The 18,889-nt window shown below is 71.8% G+C and carries 15 protein-coding genes and 1 tRNA gene; 13 read left to right on the forward strand and 3 right to left on the reverse strand.

The genetic code is table 11. From position 1 onward, the window contains the following. Positions 1-51 precede the first annotated feature (51 nt). The 3 genes from ACZ7OO_RS09425 to ACZ7OO_RS09435 all read left to right on the forward strand — a co-directional run bounded on the left by ACZ7OO_RS09425 (position 52) and on the right by ACZ7OO_RS09435 (position 4,441). Positions 52-1,677 carry an alkaline phosphatase D family protein gene (locus ACZ7OO_RS09425; protein WP_471503123.1) on the forward strand — a complete coding sequence of 542 codons (1,626 nt, stop codon included), beginning with the start codon at positions 52-54 and terminating at the stop codon, positions 1,675-1,677. 128 nt (positions 1,678-1,805) lie between these two features. After that, on the forward strand, positions 1,806-3,719 hold the full coding sequence (locus ACZ7OO_RS09430; protein ID WP_471503125.1) for an FAD/NAD(P)-binding protein: 1,914 nt from the start codon (positions 1,806-1,808) through the stop codon (positions 3,717-3,719). Positions 3,720-3,838: 119 nt separating this feature from the next. After that, positions 3,839-4,441: a DedA family protein gene (locus ACZ7OO_RS09435; RefSeq protein WP_471503127.1), complete on the forward strand. Its 603-nt coding sequence runs from the start codon at positions 3,839-3,841 to the stop codon at positions 4,439-4,441. A 14-nt stretch (positions 4,442-4,455) separates the two neighbouring features. Here ACZ7OO_RS09435 and ACZ7OO_RS09440 read toward each other — a convergent pair whose 3' ends face one another. After that, a complete protein-coding gene (locus tag ACZ7OO_RS09440; RefSeq protein WP_384472557.1) occupies positions 4,456-4,689 on the reverse strand; it encodes a DUF2277 domain-containing protein in 234 nt (77 codons plus the stop codon). A gap of 91 nt (positions 4,690-4,780) precedes the next feature. On the opposite strand from ACZ7OO_RS09440, the gene ACZ7OO_RS09445 reads away from it, so the two are divergent. Further along, on the forward strand, positions 4,781-5,722 hold the full coding sequence (locus ACZ7OO_RS09445; protein WP_471503129.1) for a ketopantoate reductase family protein: 942 nt from the start codon (positions 4,781-4,783) through the stop codon (positions 5,720-5,722). A 181-nt stretch (positions 5,723-5,903) separates the two neighbouring features. On the opposite strand, the gene ACZ7OO_RS09450 is transcribed toward ACZ7OO_RS09445, so the two are convergent. Continuing rightward, entirely contained in the window at positions 5,904-6,479 is a 576-nt protein-coding gene (locus ACZ7OO_RS09450) for a phosphoribosylanthranilate isomerase (RefSeq protein WP_471503131.1), read from the reverse strand. A 474-nt stretch (positions 6,480-6,953) separates the two neighbouring features. Here ACZ7OO_RS09450 and ACZ7OO_RS09455 point away from each other — a divergent pair, with 474 nt between their 5' ends. From ACZ7OO_RS09455 to ACZ7OO_RS09485, 7 genes are all read left to right on the forward strand, one after another. Next, positions 6,954-8,291, forward strand: coding sequence for an alpha/beta hydrolase family protein (locus ACZ7OO_RS09455; protein ID WP_471503133.1), 1,338 nt, complete (start codon positions 6,954-6,956; stop codon positions 8,289-8,291). 303 nt (positions 8,292-8,594) lie between these two features. Further along, a complete protein-coding gene (locus tag ACZ7OO_RS09460) occupies positions 8,595-10,847 on the forward strand; it encodes a cache domain-containing protein (protein ID WP_471503135.1) in 2,253 nt (750 codons plus the stop codon). Positions 10,848-10,862: 15 nt separating this feature from the next. Beyond that, positions 10,863-12,323 (forward strand): poly-gamma-glutamate synthase PgsB, encoded by a 1,461-nt coding sequence (pgsB, locus tag ACZ7OO_RS09465; protein ID WP_471503137.1) that lies wholly within the window; start codon positions 10,863-10,865, stop codon positions 12,321-12,323. After that, positions 12,320-12,802 (forward strand): poly-gamma-glutamate biosynthesis protein PgsC/CapC, encoded by a 483-nt coding sequence (locus tag ACZ7OO_RS09470; protein ID WP_471503139.1) that lies wholly within the window; start codon positions 12,320-12,322, stop codon positions 12,800-12,802. Before pgsB ends, ACZ7OO_RS09470 begins: the two co-directional genes overlap by 4 nt. Positions 12,803-12,846: 44 nt before the next feature. After that, positions 12,847-13,938 carry an NlpC/P60 family protein gene (locus ACZ7OO_RS09475; RefSeq protein WP_471503141.1) on the forward strand — a complete coding sequence of 364 codons (1,092 nt, stop codon included), beginning with the start codon at positions 12,847-12,849 and terminating at the stop codon, positions 13,936-13,938. A 56-nt stretch (positions 13,939-13,994) separates the two neighbouring features. Continuing rightward, positions 13,995-15,923: an ArnT family glycosyltransferase gene (locus tag ACZ7OO_RS09480; RefSeq protein ID WP_471503143.1), complete on the forward strand. Its 1,929-nt coding sequence runs from the start codon at positions 13,995-13,997 to the stop codon at positions 15,921-15,923. A 238-nt stretch (positions 15,924-16,161) separates the two neighbouring features. Next, a complete protein-coding gene (locus tag ACZ7OO_RS09485; RefSeq protein WP_471503145.1) occupies positions 16,162-16,491 on the forward strand; it encodes a hypothetical protein in 330 nt (109 codons plus the stop codon). Between the two features lie 45 nt (positions 16,492-16,536). Here the strand turns inward: ACZ7OO_RS09485 and ACZ7OO_RS09490 are convergent. Next, positions 16,537-16,608, reverse strand: a tRNA-Val gene (locus tag ACZ7OO_RS09490). A gap of 345 nt (positions 16,609-16,953) precedes the next feature. Here ACZ7OO_RS09490 and ACZ7OO_RS09495 point away from each other — a divergent pair. Continuing rightward, positions 16,954-18,246: a hypothetical protein gene (locus ACZ7OO_RS09495; RefSeq protein WP_471503147.1), complete on the forward strand. Its 1,293-nt coding sequence runs from the start codon at positions 16,954-16,956 to the stop codon at positions 18,244-18,246. A gap of 68 nt (positions 18,247-18,314) precedes the next feature. Further along, positions 18,315-18,857 carry a DUF4383 domain-containing protein gene (locus ACZ7OO_RS09500; RefSeq protein ID WP_471503149.1) on the forward strand — a complete coding sequence of 181 codons (543 nt, stop codon included), beginning with the start codon at positions 18,315-18,317 and terminating at the stop codon, positions 18,855-18,857. The last annotated feature ends 32 nt before the right edge of the window (positions 18,858-18,889 follow it).

Consider the following 18,889-nt stretch of genomic DNA (forward strand, 5'->3'; position numbering starts at 1 on the left):
TACCGTACGGGGCGACGGAGGCGAACCGACCGAGAAAGAGGGCGGGCGAACGTGGCCGGACTGCGCCTGGGACCACTGCTGAGGTACACCGACGGCTCGTCGGCGACCGTCTGGGTCGAGACGAGCCGTCCGTGTACGGCCGAGGTGCGCTGCCCGGACGGCGCCGGCGGCACCACACGCACCTTCCAGGTGGCGGGCCACCACTACGCCCTGGTCCCGGTCACCGGGCTGACACCGGGGACCTCGACGTCGTACGACGTCCTCCTGGACGGCACGCGGGTGTGGCCGTTGCCGGAATCCCGATTTCCGCCGTCGGTGATCCGCCTCCCCGCCGAGGACGACGAGCTGCGGGTGACCTTCGGCTCCTGCCGCTGGGCCGCTCCCCCGGCCGACGGCCAGGACCCGGTCGGCCCCGACGCCCTGGACAGCCTGGCCGCGCATGTCGCCGCCGGCGGTGAACGGCCGGACGTACTGCTCCTGTTGGGCGACCAGGTGTACGCCGACGAGACCTCGGAGGAGACCCGGCGCTGGCTGGCCGCCCGCCGCGACCTGTCGGACCCGCCCGGCGCAGAGGTCGCGGACTACGAGGAGTACACCCGCCTCTACTACGAGTCCTGGCTCGATCCCGAGGTGCGCTGGCTGCTGTCCACCGTGCCCAGTTACATGATCTTCGACGACCACGACGTCATAGACGACTGGAACACCTCCGCCGCCTGGCTGGCCGACGTACGGGCCACGCCCTGGTGGCAGGAGCGGCTGCTCAGCGGGCTGATGTCGTACTGGGTGCACCAGCACCTGGGGAACCTCTCCCCGGCCGAACTGGCCGCCGACCCGCTCTATACGGCCGTACGCGACTCCCCCGACGGCACCGACGAGTTGCGCGCCTTCGCCGCCAAGGCCGACGCCGACCCCGCCTCGGTGCGCTGGAGTTACCGGCGCGACTTCGGGCGGGTGCGGCTGCTGATGGTGGACAGCCGGGCGGCGCGGGTGCTGGACGAGGGGAACCGGTCCATGCTCGGACCCGGCGAGGCCGAGTGGCTGCGCGAACAGGCTTTGGCCGACCGGGAGTCGTACGACCATCTCCTGGTCGGCACCTCGCTGCCCTGGCTGCTGCCGCACCTCGTACACGACCTGGAGACCTGGGACGCGGCGCTGTGCCGGGGCGAACGAGGCACCCGCTGGGCCGAGTTCGGGGAGCGGCTGCGCCGCGGGGCCGACCTGGAGCACTGGGCGGCCTTCCCCACCTCCTTCGCCGAACTGGCCGGCCTGATCGCCCGCACCGGCTCGGGCCCCGAGGCACCCGCGTCGATCTGTGTGCTCTCCGGGGACGTCCATCACGCCTACGTCGCCGAGCCCGCGTGGCCGGCCGACACCGCACCCGCCTCTCGTGTGCTGCAACTCACCTGCTCGCCCGTCCACAACTCCGTGCCGCCGACGATCCGGGCCGGCTTCCGGTTCGGCTGGAGCGCCCTGGCCCGGCTCCTCGGGCGGCGGCTCACCCGGCACGGACGCTGTGCGCAACCGCCGGTGACCTGGCGGAAGAGGGGCGGCCCCTGGTTCGGCAACCACCTCATGACGCTGACCCTGCATGGCCGTTCGGCCCGGCTGCGGCTGGAACGGGCCCGGCGGAACGGAACCCTGAAGACCGTGGAGGAGTCCACCCTCACCACCTCATGAGGGACCTCTGAGGCTAATGGGGCGCACGTTGGCTTCTGTTAATCGCGACGGCATGATGAGGCGGACCGTCCGCTTCCTGACGCTGTGCGGGCGGTGTCCCTGCCAAGCGCCCCACACGCCCGGGAGTCATGTCCTTGTCCGCCTCGCCCCAGGAATCCGCCCCGGTCGCCGTCGCCCTGGTCGGCGCCGGACCGCGCGGCACCAGCGTCCTGGAACGCCTCTGCGCCTCCGCACCCGAGCTGCTGCCCCCGGGATCGCGCCTCACCGTCCATGTGATCGACCCGGCGCCGCCGGGCCCGGGCCGGGTCTGGCGTACGACGCAGTCCGCGGAGCTGCTGATGAACACCGTGGCGAGCCAGGTCACCCTGTTCACCGACGACAGCGTGGAGTGCTCGGGCCCGGTCCGGCACGGCCCCAGCCTGCACGAGTGGGCGGCCGGCGAGCTGGACCCCGACGACTACCCGACCCGCGCCCACTACGGCCGCTACCTGGAGTGGGTGTTCGCGAGGACGGTCGCCCAGGCACCGGAGGCGGTCCGGATCGAAACGCATCACGCCCGTGCCGTACGGCTCGCCGACGACCCCGACGACCCCGACGGCCTCGATGGGCGCCAGACCCTCACCCTCGACGACGGCCGCACCCTGCCCGGCCTGGCGGCGGTGGTGCTGGCCCAGGGCCACCTCCCGGCGACGGCGACCCCCGAGGACCGCCGCCACCTGGCACACGCCGCCCGGCACGGCCTGCGCCACATACCGCCCGGCAACCCGGCCGACGTCGACCTCACCCCGATCGCCCCCGGCGAACCGGTGCTGCTGCGCGGCCTCGGCCTCAACTTCTTCGACCACCTGGCCCTGCTCACCACCGGCCGGGGCGGCCGTTTCACCCGCACACCGGCCGGCGGCCTGCGCTACACGCCCTCGGGCCGCGAGCCCCGCCTCTACGCGGGCTCCCGGCGGGGCGTCCCGTACCAGGCGCGCGGCGACAACGCCAAGGGCCCGTACGGTCGTCACACCCCGCTGCTGCTCACCCCCGAGGTGATCGCGGGCCTGCGCAAACGCGCGGACTCCGGCGAGGCCCCCGACTTCCTGGCGGAGGTCTGGCCGCTGGTGGCGAAGGAGGTGGAGACGGTCTACTACACGGCACTGACCGGAGACCCGGACCTCACCGAGCGCTTCCTCGCGGCCGACGGCCGGCGCGCGGAGACCGCCGTACTCGACGGGGCCGGCGTCCCGGAGGCGGACCGCTGGTCCTGGGAGCGCCTCCAGCACCCGTACGGAGAGCGGGAGTTCGAGGATGCGACGGACTGGCGCGACTGGCTCCTGCGCCACCTCCGCGAGGACGCGGCCCAGGCCGCCCTCGGCAATGTGCGCGGCCCGCTCAAGGCGGCCCTGGACGTGCTGCGCGACCTGCGCAACGAGATACGGCTGGTCGTCGACCACGGCGGCCTGACCGGCGCCTCCCGGAGGGCCCACCTGGACGGCTGGTACACCCCGCTCAACGCGTTCCTGTCCATCGGCCCGCCCCGCCGACGCGTCGAGGAGCTGGCCGCGCTGCTGGAGGCGGGCGTGGTGGAGGTGCTGGGCCCCGGTCTGGAGGTGGCCCGGGGTGACGGCGCGTGGGTGGCGCGCTCCCCGAAGGTACCCGGCTCGGCGGTCAGGGTGACCACGCTCATAGAGGCCCGCCTCCCGGACCCTGACCTGCGCCGCACCGCCGACGAACTGCTGGCCGGGCTGCTGCAGGAGGGCGCGTGCCGCCCGCACACGGTGGACGGCCACGAGACCGGCGGCCTGGACGTGACACCGCGCCCGTACCGGCTGATCGACCGCCAGGGCATCCCGCACCCGAGGCGGTTCGCCTTCGGAGTGCCCACGGAGGGCGTGCACTGGGTGACCGCGGCGGGGGCCCGACCGGGCGTGGACTCGGTGACACTCTCGGACGCCGACGCGATCGCACGGGCGGTCCTCCGGACGACCACGACCGGGACCGGGGAGCAGCCGGAGGCGGCGCGGGGTGCCGAGCGGGACACGCCCGTGGCCGCTTAATCCTTTGCTTATTTCGCAAACCCCCCGTGAAACTCCTGTCACACCCCCCGCGTACGCTGTATGGCTGTCGTCGGGGGGCGCAACCGGACAATCACGGGGGAACCGTCGTGTGGGAAAGCATGGAGTCACTGGAGGCCGGGCCATGGGTATACGCCATGGTGGCCCTCTCCGTGCTGCTTGATGTGTTCCTGCCGATGCTGCCCAGTGGCGTGCTGGTCATCACCGCGGCCACCGCAGCCTCGGCGGGTACCGGGGCGGCTCCCGGGCAGGTCCCGCACGTCGTACCCGACATCCTCGCGCTGACTTTCTGCGCCGCCGCCGCGTCGGTCCTCGGCGACCTGGTCGCCTACCGGCTGGCCTCGCGCGGCGGGGCCCGCCTGGACCGCGCGATCGCCCGCTCCCGACGGCTGAGCAGCGCGCAGGAACGTCTCGGCGACGCCCTGACCCGGGGTGGCGGCGCGCTGGTCGTGCTGGCCCGCTTCGCGCCGGCCGGCCGCTCGATCGTCTCCCTCGGCGCCGGGGCGACCCACCGCCGCGTCCGCGACTTCCTCCCCTGGTCCGCGCTGGCGGGCCTCAGCTGGGCGGTCTACAGCGTCGCCCTCGGCTACCTGGGCGCCCAGTGGCTGGGCGCGACCTGGCTGGCGGCGGCGGTGTCGGTGGTGGCGCTGTTCGGGGCGGGGGCGGGAGCGGGGTTCCTGATGCGAAGACGCCAGCCGGCGTAGTCCCGGACGCGGACTCACCCGGCGGCTTCGCGCACGGCCTGTCCACGCACCTCCAGTCCCCCGAGCAGCTCGGCGGTGGCCGCCGCCACCGCCTCCACCGCCCGCTCGAACACCTCCCGGTTGTGCGCGGCCGGCGCCCGGAACCCGGACACCTTCCGTACGTACTGCAACGCGGCAGCACGGATCTCTTCCTCGGTGGCCTCCTCGGCCAGCTGAGGCGGACGCAGGGTCTTGATGCTCCGGCACATGCCGCCAGTCTCCCGCAGTCCCCTTACCTCCTGCGAGGATCGTCCTGTGGCGGCCACCGCTCCCGGGGCCGACCGACGAGAGGACAGCCCCATGACGAACACCAATGAGCTCCCGGACAGGCCGGAACACGCGCCCGGTCCCCGGCTCACCGTCGCCGTTCTCGGTCCCGGTGGCGTGGGCGGCCTGCTCGCGGCCCTGCTCTCCCGCTCCGGCCACCGCGTGCTGTGCCTGGCCGGCGAGGAGACGGCCCACACCCTCCGCAGCAACGGAATCCACGTCCGCAGCACCGTGTTCGGCGACTTCACCGCCCCCGTGGACGCCGACACGGCCCTGCGCGAACCGGTCGACGCCTGCCTGATCACCGTCAAGGCCACCGCCCTGGACGCGGCCCTCACCCGGATCCCGCCCACGGCCCTCGGCGACGCCCTCCTCGTACCGTTCCTCAACGGCGTGGAGCACCCCGCCCTGCTGCGCGCCCGCTACGCCCCCGAACGCCTGGCCCCCTCGGTGATCCGCGTCGAGTCGACCCGCACGGCCCCCGGCCTGGTCGAGCACACCAGCCCCTTCGTGGAGATCGACCTGGCCGGCGCCAAGGTCCCCCGTCCCCGCCTGGAGGCCCTGGCCTGGGCCCTCACCGCGGCCGGCCCGGTCACCCGCGTCCTGGACGACGAGACCGCGGCCCTGTGGGCGAAGATGTCGTTCCTCGCGCCCTTCGCCCTGCTCACCACCCGATACGGCCTCCCCCTCGGCGAGGCCCGCACCCGGCACCGGGAGGAACTGGCCTCGCTCGTCGCGGAGACTTCCGCGGTCAGCCGCGCCTGCGGCGCCCCGGTCGACCCGGCGCAGGCCCTGGCCCGGTACGACGCCTTCCCGCCCGCCGCCAAGTCCTCGATGCAACGTGACGCGGAGGCGGGCCGCCCCCTCGAACTCGACGCGATCGGGGGCGGGTTGCTGCGGGCGGCGGACCGTCACGGCGTACCCGTGCCGGTGACGGCCCGTATCGTGCGGGAGTTGCGCGAAGCCGGACACTGAGCGCTCGGCTGTAAGCGCCGTGGTGTGCCGTCCTCCGGCCGCGGCGCCGTCGTGGCCGGCCGCTCCCCCGCTCTCGGCTTCGCTTGAGCGGGAGGACCTTCGTCGCGGCGGAGCCGCGTACCGATGCCGCCCCGCACCCCTGCGTGGCGCACCGAACCGCGGCCGGCTTCGCCCGGCCCGCTCAGCCGCAGTCCCGCCCGGGGGTCCGGGCGGCGGCGATGAAAGAAGCCATCTTCTCGCGGCTCTTGACCCCCGGCGCGGTCTCGACGCTGCTGGAGACGTCCACGCCGTAGGGGCCGAAGGCCTCGATGACAGCGGCCACGTTGTGTTCGTCGAGGCCGCCGGCGATGACGACCTTCCCGGGCACGTCCGCGACCCAGGCGGGGATGTCGGCGAACACGCCGCTGCCCGCGCTGGCGTCGTAGAAGAAGTACTGCAGGGCCTCCGGCCGCTCGGGCGGGGTACCGGAGGCGAGGGCGAGGTTCGGGACGTCGGCGCTCTCGTAGATCTGGACGGTGTCGACCTGCCCGGCAACTCCGGCCGTCTCGGCGTACGTCAGGGCCACGGCGAAGACCGGGATCCGTCCGCGGGCGTACCCGGCGAGTTCCACGGCCCGCTCGGGCGGGCAGTACCGCTTGCTCTTCGGGGTCACGACGATCCCGATCGCGTCGTACCGCAACTCGACGGCCCAGTCGATCTGCTGCTCCTGGGTGAGCCCGCACACCTTCACGAACGTCGACTGCCGTTGCCCGCTCATCCGTCCCCCGCTCCGTTCTCCCGTCCAGCGGGAACGTGATCGTGCCGTCGCCCCCCAGGCTCTCATTGCGGGCCGGGGCCGCCACGGGAGCCCTGACGGATCACGGTCCGTCTCCCCCGGTCTCGCCGCCTCCCGGGGGCACCCTCGGTGTGCGGCGCAGACCTGCGTTCGCGCCGTGCGAACCCCCAAGCCGACAGGTCATCAGACCGCCGTTCCCCGTGCGTTCGCCGACGCCGGCAACCGAATCAACCTGCCGCCGAGCACCTCGACTTGACGCGTGTGCTCCAGCCGCACCACAGGGGTGCGGCCGGCGCCATGGAGTGCCGGACGAGCGGACCGTGACAGCGCTCGGCATCCGGTACGTGAGGTCATCACGGGGTCATCCGGGGCGCATGGGTCCGGGGGCGGCTGTCGCGGTACGGTGTGCGGCAGTCGATCGCCCGTTCTCTGATCGCTGACCCACGAGGGGGTTTCATGAATCACCGCCGCCTGCGCCACCGCCGCAGAATGATCGCCGTAGCGGTCGGCTCGGCGGGTGCGCTGGCCGTTGTACTGGGTGTGGGGCTGACGTCGGCGATGGCCACCGGGACGACGTCCGCCAAGCCTGCGCCCACCGCGTCCTCGGGCGCCCCGAGCACGCCCTGGGCTCCCGAGAACGACGAGGCGCCGCTGGGCCGCCACAAGGCCCTGCAGCCCAAGACCCTCGCGGCCGGCCGCACGGCCTCGAGCGGTCTGCAGCTCAAGATGCCCGCACCGTCGGGGAAGTACAGCGTGGGCATGGTCGGCCTGCACCTCGTCGACAAGTCCCGTACGGATCCGTACGTGGGCGGGACTCGCGAGTTGATGGTGTCGCTCTGGTATCCGGCCACCTCGACGTCCGGGCACTATCAGGCGCCGTGGATGCCGTCGGTCTCCGGCGCCCACTTCCTCGCCACGCGCGGGCTGTCGTCGCAGCTGGTGACCCTGCCGACCACGGCGGGTCATGTGCTCGCCCCGGTGAACACCAAGCTCGGCAAGCTGCCCGTCCTGCTGTACTCGACCGGGCTGCACTCGGACCGTGCGATGGGCACCGCGCTCGTCCAGGATCTCGCCAGTCGCGGCTACCTCGTCGTCACCGTCGACCACACCCACGACGCCAACGAGGTGCAGTTCCCGAAGAGCCGGCTCGAGGTCAACAGTATGCCGGCGGGCGCCCACTCCTCCGACACGCTCAAGGTGCGCGCGGCCGACATCAAGTTCGTCATCAACCAGCTCAACACGCTCAGCACGGGCGGCAACCCGGACGCCGGCAAGGCCACGCTCCCCTCCGGGCTGACGAAGTCGGTCGACATGTCGCGCATCGGGATGTTCGGCTGGTCGCTGGGCGGCGCGGCGGTCGACACCGCCATGCAGCTCGACAGCCGTATCGACGCCGGCGCCAACCTGGACGGCCAGTTCTTCGGGACAGCTCCGAGCAAGGACCTGAAGCGCCCCTTCATGCTCTTCAGCTCCGGCGGCCACAACCGCAACAACGACTCGTCGTGGCGCACGCTGTGGTCGCACCTGAAGGGATACAAGGTCGACATCAAGCTCAAGGGCGCGGCGCACCTGTCCTTCAGCGACAACGAGTGGATGATCCCCCAGGAGGCGCGCCTGCTCGGGCTGTCGCAGGCGCAGATCCAGCAGCAGTACGGCACGATCGACCCGGACCGCGCGGTCGCGGTCCAGCGCGTCTATCTGGCGGCCTTCTTCGACCAGGAGCTGCGCAAGCAGCACAGCACCCTGCTCGACGGGTCCAACAGCAAGTACCCGGAGATCTCTTTCGTCCCCTGACCGAACAGCCGGCCGGACAGCTGACCGGACATCCGAAGGGCGGGTCCTGCTCGTGGGTCCGCCCTTCGGCTCGCCGTGGGCCCGCATGTGTCGGCCGTCGTATCCGGCGGCCCGGTTCACACGTACGAAACAGGCGTGAAAGCGTGATGGTTATGTAATCGCATGACGCTAGAGTGTTCGGCCTGTAGAACATTCGGGCGCCCGGCGCCAATTGACAAAGGATCTCCTGCCCTGCCCTCCGCCCCTCGGGCGCCGCGCCGACACCGCACCCGCCGCCGCGCCGATATGCCGATGCTTGGCGGGGTGCGCCCGCCGATCGCCTCACTCGTCGTACTCCTGCTGGTGGTCGCCGCCCTGACCATGATCGGCCTCGACGGCATCCGTGCCGCGGGTGTGCCGCAGGCCGTGGCGGACGGGGAGCAGCAGATCGCCGCCGACACCGCGCTGTCGATGCGCACCACGATCGACGCCGAGGCGAGCACTGTACGCCGTACGGCCAAGGCGTACCCGGCGACGAGCGCGTCGACCCCCGCGACCACGCTCAAAGCACTGACTTCTGCCAGGAAGGGGATCCTGGGCAGTGCGCTGCTCGACCCCAAGACCGGCAAACTGCTGGCGGCCGGCGGCAAGACGGTGCAGCTGGCCGGGGTGGACGTCGCCAGGACGGCATCCGGGCACGGGGCGATCCCGCCCCGGCTGGTGACGTCGGACGGCGGGCGGCAACTGCTGTACTTCGCCAAGGTCACGCTGCCCGCGCAGCAGGCGGACGCCAACCAGGACCAGAACCAGGTCCCGAGCGGGCCCGAACGGCAGTGGCTGCTGGTGGTCTCCGAGGCGCTCCCCGCCCCCACGGCGTACGGCGACGGGCGCACCGCCGAGGTGCTGGACGCGAGCGGCACCGCGCTCGCCACCACGTCCCACGGCACGGCTTCGCCGGCCGCCGGCGACAGCGGTCTGCCCTCGGCGGCGGCCCGCGCGGCGAAGGGGTCGGGGCTTGTCACCGACGCCTCGGGAAGCCTGCTGGGCGCCGCCACGGGCAACCGGCGCACGGTGGCCGGCTGGGCCGAGGTCGCTTCGACGACCGGTCCGGGCTACACCGACGGCCTCGGTCTGGTGGTGCTCACCTTCCGCGCTGTGCCCACCACGACCACCGCCGCCGACTACTCGGGCTTCGCGCTCCAGGCCGCGGGGGCGCTGGTCGTGCTCGCGCTGCTGCTCGGGCTGGCTCTGCACTTCTTCCTGCAGCGGCCGCTGCTGTGGCTCTACCTGTCCGCCGGCCGCCTGGCCCGGGGCGCGACCGAGGACGGGCCGACCGCGTGGGAGGAACTGTCCCGGCCGGTGCCGGTGAACGGCTTCGGGGAACTGGCCCGGATCGGGCGGGCACTGGAGTCGCTGCGCCGGCAGCTGCTCGGCGAGAGCGGCCCGCAGGAGTTCCCGGTCCGGCGCGGACCGGGCTACCGGGCGCTGGCCGCGGTCGGCGTGCTGGTGCTGGCCTGCTGGGCGGCGCCGATGATCTTCGTGCTGAACCGGGCGGACGCCGCGACCGCGGTGCCGGCTTCGGTCCTCGCCGTCCAGCAGACACGCACCGAGATCGCGTCGAACCGGGTCCGGCAGTCCCTCGACCACTTGTACACCGACCTGAGTGACGCGGCCGCAACTCTGCCGGGCAGCAACCGGGCCGCCCAGACCGGGGTTCTGCGGCGCACCCTCGCCGACCACAAGCAGTTCCGCTCGCTGTATCTCCTGGACCGCTCGGGCGGTATCACGCTGCGCGTGGGCGGGTCACCGCTGCGCACCATCGTCCACGTGCCCGGCGGCAGCGGGATCACCACCGTCAACACCTCGGGCCGGATCCCGGCGATCGCCGCCTACACCCAGGTCCGGGCCGTCAAGGGCAAGTCCCCGGCGGCCGGCGTGGTCCTGTTCGGCGAGATCGACGTGAAGGCACTCAACTCCATTCTGTCCAGACCGAAACTGGGCAGCGTCTGGGTGACGGACCGCGACGACAAGGTGCTGGCGGCGAACGTGGGCTACCGCGCCTTCCAGTCGCTGCCCGACTCCGGTCTGAGCCGTCTCGCCCGCGCCACCCAGGGCGCCCCGGGGACCGCGGGCACCGCGACCTCGCAGGTGCTCCACACGTCCTCCGGTCCATCGGTCGACGGTGCCGCGCCGCTGGCGCAGAGCGGTCCGACGGCCCGCCTCGGCTGGCACGTGGTGACCGCGGAACCCGCGGCAGCGCTCCAGATTCCCGCGGTGCAGGCCGAGCAGCGCACCATGCTCGCGGGGATCCTCGGCCTCACCCTGGGCGCTGCCTGCCTGGGCTGGCTGCATGTCGTAGTGGTCCGGCCGCTGCGCTCGGTCGCGGTGCTCGTCGAGCGGCTCGCCGGCGGAGACCGCCGCACCGTGCTGCACCCGGTCAACCACGACGAGATCGGCTCGGTCACCCGCAGCCTGGAACTGATGCGCCAGGCCCTGGCGGAACGCGACCGAGCGGCCAGATCCGGCCAGGCCGCCGGGCCCTCCCCGTCCCTGCATCAGACCACCCTCCAGCGGTAGAAGGACGGAATCGGCGTGCTTTTCCTCTATGTCATAGTCCTGCTGTGCTGCGCCGGGCTGTGGGTCGCCGGAATCGTGGAGCAGCAGCGGCACTTCGCCTCGCTGGAGCAGATACCGACGCGGGTGCTGGTCAACGGCATCCGCGGCAAGAGTTCGATCACCCGGCTGTGCGCGGGCGCGCTGCGCGGCGGCGGCCTGGTCACGGTGGCCAAGACCACCGGCACCGCGGCCCGGTTCATCCATCCCGATGCCACCGAGGAGCCGATCTACCGCAAGTTCGGGCTGTCCAACATCGTCGAGCAGATCGGCATCGTGCGGCGGGCGGCGACCTACCGGCCGGACGCGCTGGTGATCGAGTGCATGGCGGTGATGCCCGCGCTGCAGGAGATCAACCAGGAGAAGCTGATCCGTTCCACGATCGGCGTGCTCTGCAACGTCCGCGAGGACCATCTGGAGGAGATGGGACCGACCCTGGACGACGTCGCCCGCTCGCTCTCCCGCTCGATGCCGGTGGGCGGGGTGTGCGTGACGGCGGAGAAGGACCGGCTGCACATCCTCCAGGAGGAGGCCGACAAGCGGAACTGCCGTCTGATCGCGGTCGATCCCGAGTCGGTGACCGACGCCGAGCTGCGCGGCTTCAGCTGGTTCACCTTCAAGGAGAACGTGGCGATCGCGCTGGCCGTCGCCGAACTGCTCGGCGTGGAACGGCAGACCGCGATGCAGGGCATGTGGGACGCGCCGCCCGACCCGGGCGTACTGTCGGTGGAACGTTACGTCACCCCCGAGGGCAAGCAACTGCGGTTCGCCAACGTCTTCGCGGCCAACGACCCGGAGTCCACGCTCATGAACGTCCAGCAGCTGGAGGATCTGGGCGCCATCAGACGGCCTCTCAACGTGGTCATCAACTGCCGCCCGGACCGGGTGGAGCGCAACGGCCAGATGGGCGCGATCGTCCCCGACCTCGCCGCCGAGACGGTGTTCCTGATCGGCCACCCGACCAAGAGCGCCCGCGATGCGATTCCGGCCGCATTCACCGGCCGGGTGGTGGATCTCGGCGGCGACCGCCGGGATCCCGAGGAGGTGACCGAGGCGATCCTGGCGGAACTCGCCCCGGCCTCCTCGATGGTGGCGATCGGCAACATCCACGGCCAGGGCGAGCTGTTCCTGGAATGCCTCGCCGGGCTGCCGCTGGACGACTCCGAGGATCCGCTCGACGCCGTTCCCCAGGGCGACGGCCTGGACCAGGAGACCATGCAGATCGCGTTGGTCCGGCCGCAGGTCGCGATGGGCCGGCCGCCCGAGCCGGAGCCGTACAGCTGGGTGGCACCGCTGGAGACGACCCACAGCTTCCACATCCCGAATCAGCGGGAACTCGCCCGCCAGTTCGCCGCCCGCCACGGCCGGCCCGACAGCCAGAGCGCCACAGAGGACCCGCGCTACTCCTACGATCAGCCCCAGTCCACGAGGAACCCGTGATCCCCGCCAACCTCACCGCACAGACCGCCGCACTCGGGATCGCCCTCGGGCTGGTCTTCTCGCTCGTCTGCTATCTGACCACCAATCTCTCCCCCGGAGGGATGATCACCCCCGGCTGGATCGCCCTCACGCTCGTCACCGACGTGCAGATGGCCGGGCTGATGGTCGGTGTAGCGGCGCTCACGTACTTCATGACGAGGCTGCTGCAGCGCACCGTGATTCTCTACGGCAAGCGGCTGTTCGCCGCCGTGGTGCTGAGCGCGGTGCTGATACAGACCACCGTGATGCTCGCCCTCAGCCACGAGTTCCCGCTGCTGTACACGTCACAGACCCTTGGCTTCATCGTCCCCGGTCTGGTCTCCTACCAGATGGTCCGTCAGCCGATGGCGGCCACGGTCATCTCGACCACGGCCGTGACGCTGGCCACGTACGTGGTGCTGGTCTCCGGTCTGCTGATCGGCGTCCTGCCCACCGGGTGACCTGCCCGCCACCCTCACACCCCGCACTCCCAGGAGGATCGGCCATGCACTCCCACTCCGCCGGCAGAGGCAGCCGCCCGACTCGCCGCGCTCTGCTCGGGACGATCGCGGGCGTGGCGGCCGCCGGGGTGACGGGCGGGTACGTCTGGAACCGCCTCGGGCACGGCAGCAGCAGCGACGACGGCGGCGGCGGCACGGCCGCCGACGGCACGGGCACCGGTTCGAGCGCCGGGAAGCGGACCTTCGAGCGGCTGTCCGCCCCCGACCGCACCGTGGTCCGTGCCGCCGACGGCGGCACGCTCGCCACGTTCACCGACGGAGCCCGTACGGCCGTGCTCACCGGGCGCACCCGCAGCTTCAGCGAGCCGCGGACCACCGAGGCCAAGGTGACCACGGACGCCTGGGTGCGGGTGCTGCCGCACACATGGCAGCAGGGAATGGAGAAGTCCGCCTGGTTCGAGGGCTGGTTCGGCAAGGCGCTCGGCGACACCAGCCCGGACGTCTTCGCGGTGGCGTTCCAGTACAGCAGCGCCGGGGCGCCCGACAAGCACAACGCCGACGGCGTGCGCTACGCGGGCACCGCGCACTTCGGCCCGCGCAATTCCGCGGTCAACAACCCGTTGGACTTCGCCTACCACGACGAACAGTCCGACTTCTACGACTATCTGGGCATTCCCTGGACCTTCCCGGACGGCACGCGCGTGCAGCCGGAGCAAGCACGCTACGGCGACGTCGACTGCTCCGGCTTCCAGCGTCTGGTGTGGGGCTATCGCATGGGCATCCCCCTGCACAACACCAACACCGACACCAAGGGCACCGGTCTGCCGCGCCGCGCCTTCGCCATCGCCGCCTACGGTCCCGGCCGCCTGGTGATCCCCCACACCGGCAAGGAGCAGGCCACCGACCTGGACACCCTGCAACCCGGCGATCTGGTCTTTTTCGCCATCATCAAGGACCGCCCGGACTTCATCGACCACTGCGGCATGTACATGGGCCTCGACGACCAGGGCCGGCACCGCTTCTACTCCAGCCGCTCCGCCGCCAACGGCCCCACCCTGGGCGACCTGTCGGGCCACTCGCTGCTGGACGGCACCGACTTCTACGCCCGCGGCTTCCGATCGGCCCGCCGCCTGTGATCCCACCGCCAGTGCACCACAGCTCCACCTGACCTGCTGATCCGAGGACCACTGCCATGACCGCCATCCCCGCCGCCCGGCCCACCGGAGCGCACCGAGGCCGCCGGGCGGCGAACCGCCGATCCGGCCTGCCGGAAGACGCCCCGCGCTGGGAGCGCCCGGCGCTCGCCGCGGTGCTGGCCGTCGCCACGATGCTGTACTCCTGGGGCATCGGGCACGCCGCGCTCCACCCCTTCTACGGTGCGGCGACACGGTCGATGGCCGGCAGTTGGCGGGCCTTCTTCTTCGGCGGGCTCGACGTCAGCGGTTCGATCAGCATCGACAAGCTGCCCGGCGCCTTGTGGCCCAACGCCGTCTCCGTCTGGATCTTCGGCCCGCACACCTGGGCGGCCGCTCTTCCGCAGGTCGTCGAGGGCGTGCTCACCGTATGGCTGTTGCACCGGATCGTACGGGCCTGGGCCGGTCCGTTCGCCGCGCTGATCGCCGCGCTGACGCTCACCCTCACCCCGATCACCGTGGTCCTCAACCGGGCCACCATCCCGGACACCGCGCTCACTCTGCTCCTGGTGGCGGCCGCCGGAGCGCTGCAGAAGGCGGTGCGCACCGAGCGGCTGCTGCCGCTGATCACCTGCGGGACCTGGGTCGGGCTCGCTTTCCAGGCGAAGATGCTGCAGGCGTGGGTGGTGCTGCCGGTCTTCGCCGCGGTGTACCAAGTCGTCGCGCCCGGCACGCCGTTGAAGCGGGCTCTGCGGGTCCTGCTGGGCGGTGCGGTCGCGCTGGCGGTCTCCTGCTTCTGGGTGCTGATCGCGTGGGCGACACCGGCCGCCGGCCGCCCGTACCTCGACGGGACATCCGCCAACAACCCGTTCGCCCTGGTCTTCGGCTACAACGGCCTGAGCCGCTTCAGCAGCGACTCCACCGCGTTCGGTGCCGTCGCGGGCACCGCCACCAGCCGCACCACCGGCAACACCGGCTGGGACATGCTGATCAACCACACGATCGGCCCCCAGGTCGCCTGGTTCCTGCCGCTCGCCGTGCTCGCCACGGTCCTGGGCGTCGTCTGGCGCACCGGGCAACCGCGAACCGACATGCCGCGCGCGGGATTTCTGATGTGGGGCGGCTGGCTGGCCGTGCATGCCGTGGTCTTCGGCGCCTCCAACGGCAACCACGCCTACTACACGGCCGTCATCGCCCCGGCGCTCGCCGCGCTGGCCGGCGGCGGGATCGCGCTCTTCCGATCGGAGTACGAGTCGGCGCACGAGGCGGAGTACCAGACGGCCGGCCGCCGGCACATGGCGCTGCCGGCGGCGATCGCGCTGACGCCGGCGTGGGCGCTGGTGCTCGACTGGCCTACCCGGTTCCTCTCCTGGCTGCTGCCGATCGCCGTGATGCTCGCGCTGTTGGGTGTGGTGGGCCTGTGGACCCGCGGGCCTCGCACCTCCCCACGGATGGTCCACGCAGCCCTCGCCGCCGGGATCGCAGCCGCCCTGGTCCTACCGACGGGCTGGGCCGTCTCCAGCCTCGACCCGCTCTATGCGGGCGCCGCGACCTCACCGATGGCCGGTCCGGTCGGCACCGCGTACTACGGCAGCGTCCGGCAGCACCACGCTCCGCGGAGAATAGGACTCGGCCGGCCCAGCGCCCGCGACACCGCCCTGCTCGACTACCTCACCGCGCACCGCCACGGCGAGAAGTACCTGCTCGCCACCCAGGCCGCCTACGCCGCCGAGCCGCTGCTGCGCGCGAAGTCCGAACCCGTCCTCGTCATGGGCGGCTTCACCGGCAACACCCCCTTCCCCACCACCCAGCAGCTCGGCAGCCTCGTCACCGCCCACCGGCTGCGCTATGCGCTGCTCACCACCCAGCGCCCCACCACTGCCGCCACCACCTGGGTGAAGGCCCACTGCACCCGCGTCCCGCCCACCGCCTACGGCCGCCACACCGGCGGCACCTTCACCCTCTACGACTGCAAGCCCCAGAAGTGAGACCGCCGGGCCCGTGCCCGGAGCAGCCACTCAATCCCTGCCGACCCGCAGAGCTCGCGGGGCCCGCCTGAGCCGGACGCGGTCAGCACTGCACGTCCGGTTCTGAGGGCGCACTGCACGTCCGGTTCTTAGGGGTGCCGGGGATCAGCGCTGGTCCCCGGCCACCCGACCACGCTCGAACACATGAACCCCACGGACGAACTCGCCACTCAAATTCGAACAGGCGTACCATTGCCGGGTGGCTGCGACCTATGACTTTCCGAGTGACCTCCTCGCCGGTCAGGAGGAGCTGCATCAGGTCCGGGCCGAGCTGTCGGCCCTGCTGAAGCGGCTCCCCTGGTCGGTCGAGCCGCTGGAGGGATTCAGTGACGACGGCGGCTGGCGCAAGGTGGAGCGCCCCGCCTCCCCGGGCTGGACCGAGGACGAACAGGCCGAGGTGGAGAAGCTGCGCCGCCGCGAACACGAACTCGCGGTGTTCGTCAGCGGCCACCGCTTCTGGGCGGAGACAACGGCACCGGACCGCATGGACGCCCGAAGCCGCCTCAAGCACGCACACGAGGAGGGCTGAGAACACGAGAGGACCCCGGCCGATCCGGCCGGGGTCCTCCTCGAGTGGGCGCGGACGGTTTCGAACCGCCGACATCCTGCTTGTAAGGCAGGCGCTCTACCCCTGAGCTACGCACCCGAGACGAGTCGACAGCCTACATCGTCCCGGCCTCACTCCGGCAATTCCGTTTTCCGGACCGGGTGGCGGCAGCTATTCCCCTGGGGTGCCCCCGCTCTGGCGGAGTCGAGAGTCGAACCATTGCCTCCCGGCGGACGAAGTGATCACGCGAACCGCGAACTGACCGACCCGTGTGTTCGTCTTTCCTGGGTGGGAGAATGTCAGCACCGCCAGCACACAGGGGCGCACTGCGGCACGGGAGAGGGAGAAGTGACGGCGACATCGGCGACTTCGGCGGCATCCGAGCAGTCGTATTCGCGTCCCGTACGGGCCCGGCGCTCCCCGCTCCGGGATGTCCTCGGCCTGATGAGTGTGCCGTTGCTGGCCGTGCTCGTGGTGCCCGGGGCGTTCGCCGGTGGCGGTACCCGGCGGTGGTTCGGGGGGCGGGCCGAGAGTCAGCGGGCCGAGGCCCAGGCGGCCAAGGACGCCGCGGCCGCCGCCTTCTACGAACTGGACACCGCACAGCGGGACCTGCGGATCTCCATAGAGACCATCTCCGCCGTCGACGACTCGCCGGCCGCCCGTCGTGCCGTCTCCGACTTCGAGGCGCTGGGGCGGCGGATCGACGAGGTGAGCAACCGGTACATCGAGGCCATCGACGCCTACGACCTGGACCGGGACGATCTGGAGGCCGCCGCCGCGTCGCGGGCCCGGGGGGAGATCACCCGCGCCAAGGACGAGCTCGTCGACGTCAAGCGGGACCTGGACCGGTTCGGGGAGTCGCTCGGGCCGCTGCTCGGCAAGGCCGAGACGCAGCTGGCACGGCTCGCGCCCGCCGTGGAGCGGGCCCGGCAGGCGCTGCTGGCGGCCAGCAACGCGCTCGATGCCGTACGGAAGACCCAGATCAGGGCCGACGATCTGGCGGCCCGGCTGGCCGTGCTCGCGCCCGAGCTGACCAAGCTCAATCAGGGCGCCGGACAGCATGGTGTGCAGACGACGCTGGAGCGGGCCGGGCGGGTGCAGCGGGAGGCCGAGGCCATCCGGGTCGAGGCCGAGCGGCTGCCGGAGAGGGCCGCCGAGATCGATCACCGGCTGGTGAGCCTGCGGACCCGTGCGCAGGCGCTGACCACCCGGGCCGGGCAGGTGGATCCGGTCCTCAGTGAGCTGCGCCGACGGTTCTCGGCCGCCTGCTGGCAGGATCTCCAGCAGGTGCCCGAGCAGGCCGAGCAGAACGTACGGCAGGCCGAGCTGAAGCTGAGGGATGCGCAGGCCGCGCGGGACGCGCAGAAGTGGGCGGATGCCACCTCGCTGCTCTCCACCGTGCGGGCGCTGCTCAACGGTACGGACGAGGCGGTGTCCGCCGCCGGTGACCGGCTGAGCCGGCTCAACGCCGTACAGAAGGATCCGCGGGCGGAGGTCGAGCGGACCCGGTTCGCGATCCGGGACGCGCAGCGGCTGGCGATGGCCGGGCGGACCAGCCCGGATCCGCGGCACGCGCGGCCGCTGGACGACGCGGTGGCGCGGCTGGAGCGGGCGGCCGGGTCGCTGGAGGGGCGTCATCCCGACTACTGGCACTTCCTGACGGAGACGGAAGCGGTACGGCAGTCGGTCGCGCGGGTGGTCGCGCAGATCAGGGAGGACCGGGGCACCGGCCACTGAGGCGTTTGCCGAGGAGCCGTCCCGGGCGGATATTGGGTAGGACCCGCATTCGATACCAGGAGGCGGAGATGGCCTCACATGTCACGCACTCGGGGACGCGGCGGAAGAAGATCGACTTCGACGAGGCGCTGCCCGTCGACCACCGCCTGAACAAGGTCTACCGGATCGGAGCGGGCCTGATGGGCCTGTTCCTGCTGGCCTTCGGCATCCTCGGGCTCACCGACAACATCGGTTTCTTCGACACCGGCGGGAACACCGCGATCGGCCTGAACACGAACGGCGCGCTGAGCGTGCTGTCGATCTGCGTCGGGCTGCTGCTCTTCGTCGGCATGGTGATCGGCGGGAACTTCGCCTCCACGCTGAACATGGTGCTCGGCGTGCTGTTCATCCTGAACGGCTTCCTGTTCCTGGGCCTGCTCGGCACCGACTCGGACTTCCTGGCCTTCAAGATCCAGAACGTACTGTTCAGCTTCGTGGTGGGCCTCGTGCTGATGGTGTTCGGGATGTACGGCAGGGTCAGCACGAACCTTCCGCACGACAACCCGTACTGGCGGGCCCGCCACCCCGAGGCGGAGCAGCGGGCCGCGACCACCGGTGATCAGGTGCGGTAGGCGTAGTAGTACGCGTTCGGTGGCGTCGCGTC

The organism is Streptomyces sp. NPDC111744 (assembly GCF_055634995.1).

What these genes read in the sequence shown, in the direction of transcription:
- ACZ7OO_RS09430 (WP_471503125.1), top strand. Translation starts at nt 1,806, where the DNA reads ATGTCCTTGTCCGCCTCGCCCCAGGAATCCGCCCCGGTCGCCGTCGCC.
- ACZ7OO_RS09435 (WP_471503127.1), top strand. Translation starts at nt 3,839, where the DNA reads ATGGAGTCACTGGAGGCCGGGCCATGGGTATACGCCATGGTGGCCCTC.
- ACZ7OO_RS09440 (WP_384472557.1), bottom strand. Translation starts at nt 4,689, where the DNA reads ATGTGCCGGAGCATCAAGACCCTGCGTCCGCCTCAGCTGGCCGAGGAG.
- ACZ7OO_RS09445 (WP_471503129.1), top strand. Translation starts at nt 4,781, where the DNA reads ATGACGAACACCAATGAGCTCCCGGACAGGCCGGAACACGCGCCCGGT.
- ACZ7OO_RS09450 (WP_471503131.1), bottom strand. Translation starts at nt 6,479, where the DNA reads ATGAGCGGGCAACGGCAGTCGACGTTCGTGAAGGTGTGCGGGCTCACC.
- ACZ7OO_RS09455 (WP_471503133.1), top strand. Translation starts at nt 6,954, where the DNA reads ATGAATCACCGCCGCCTGCGCCACCGCCGCAGAATGATCGCCGTAGCG.
- ACZ7OO_RS09475 (WP_471503141.1), top strand. Translation starts at nt 12,847, where the DNA reads ATGCACTCCCACTCCGCCGGCAGAGGCAGCCGCCCGACTCGCCGCGCT.
- ACZ7OO_RS09480 (WP_471503143.1), top strand. Translation starts at nt 13,995, where the DNA reads ATGACCGCCATCCCCGCCGCCCGGCCCACCGGAGCGCACCGAGGCCGC.
- ACZ7OO_RS09495 (WP_471503147.1), top strand. Translation starts at nt 16,954, where the DNA reads ATGAGTGTGCCGTTGCTGGCCGTGCTCGTGGTGCCCGGGGCGTTCGCC.
- ACZ7OO_RS09500 (WP_471503149.1), top strand. Translation starts at nt 18,315, where the DNA reads ATGGCCTCACATGTCACGCACTCGGGGACGCGGCGGAAGAAGATCGAC.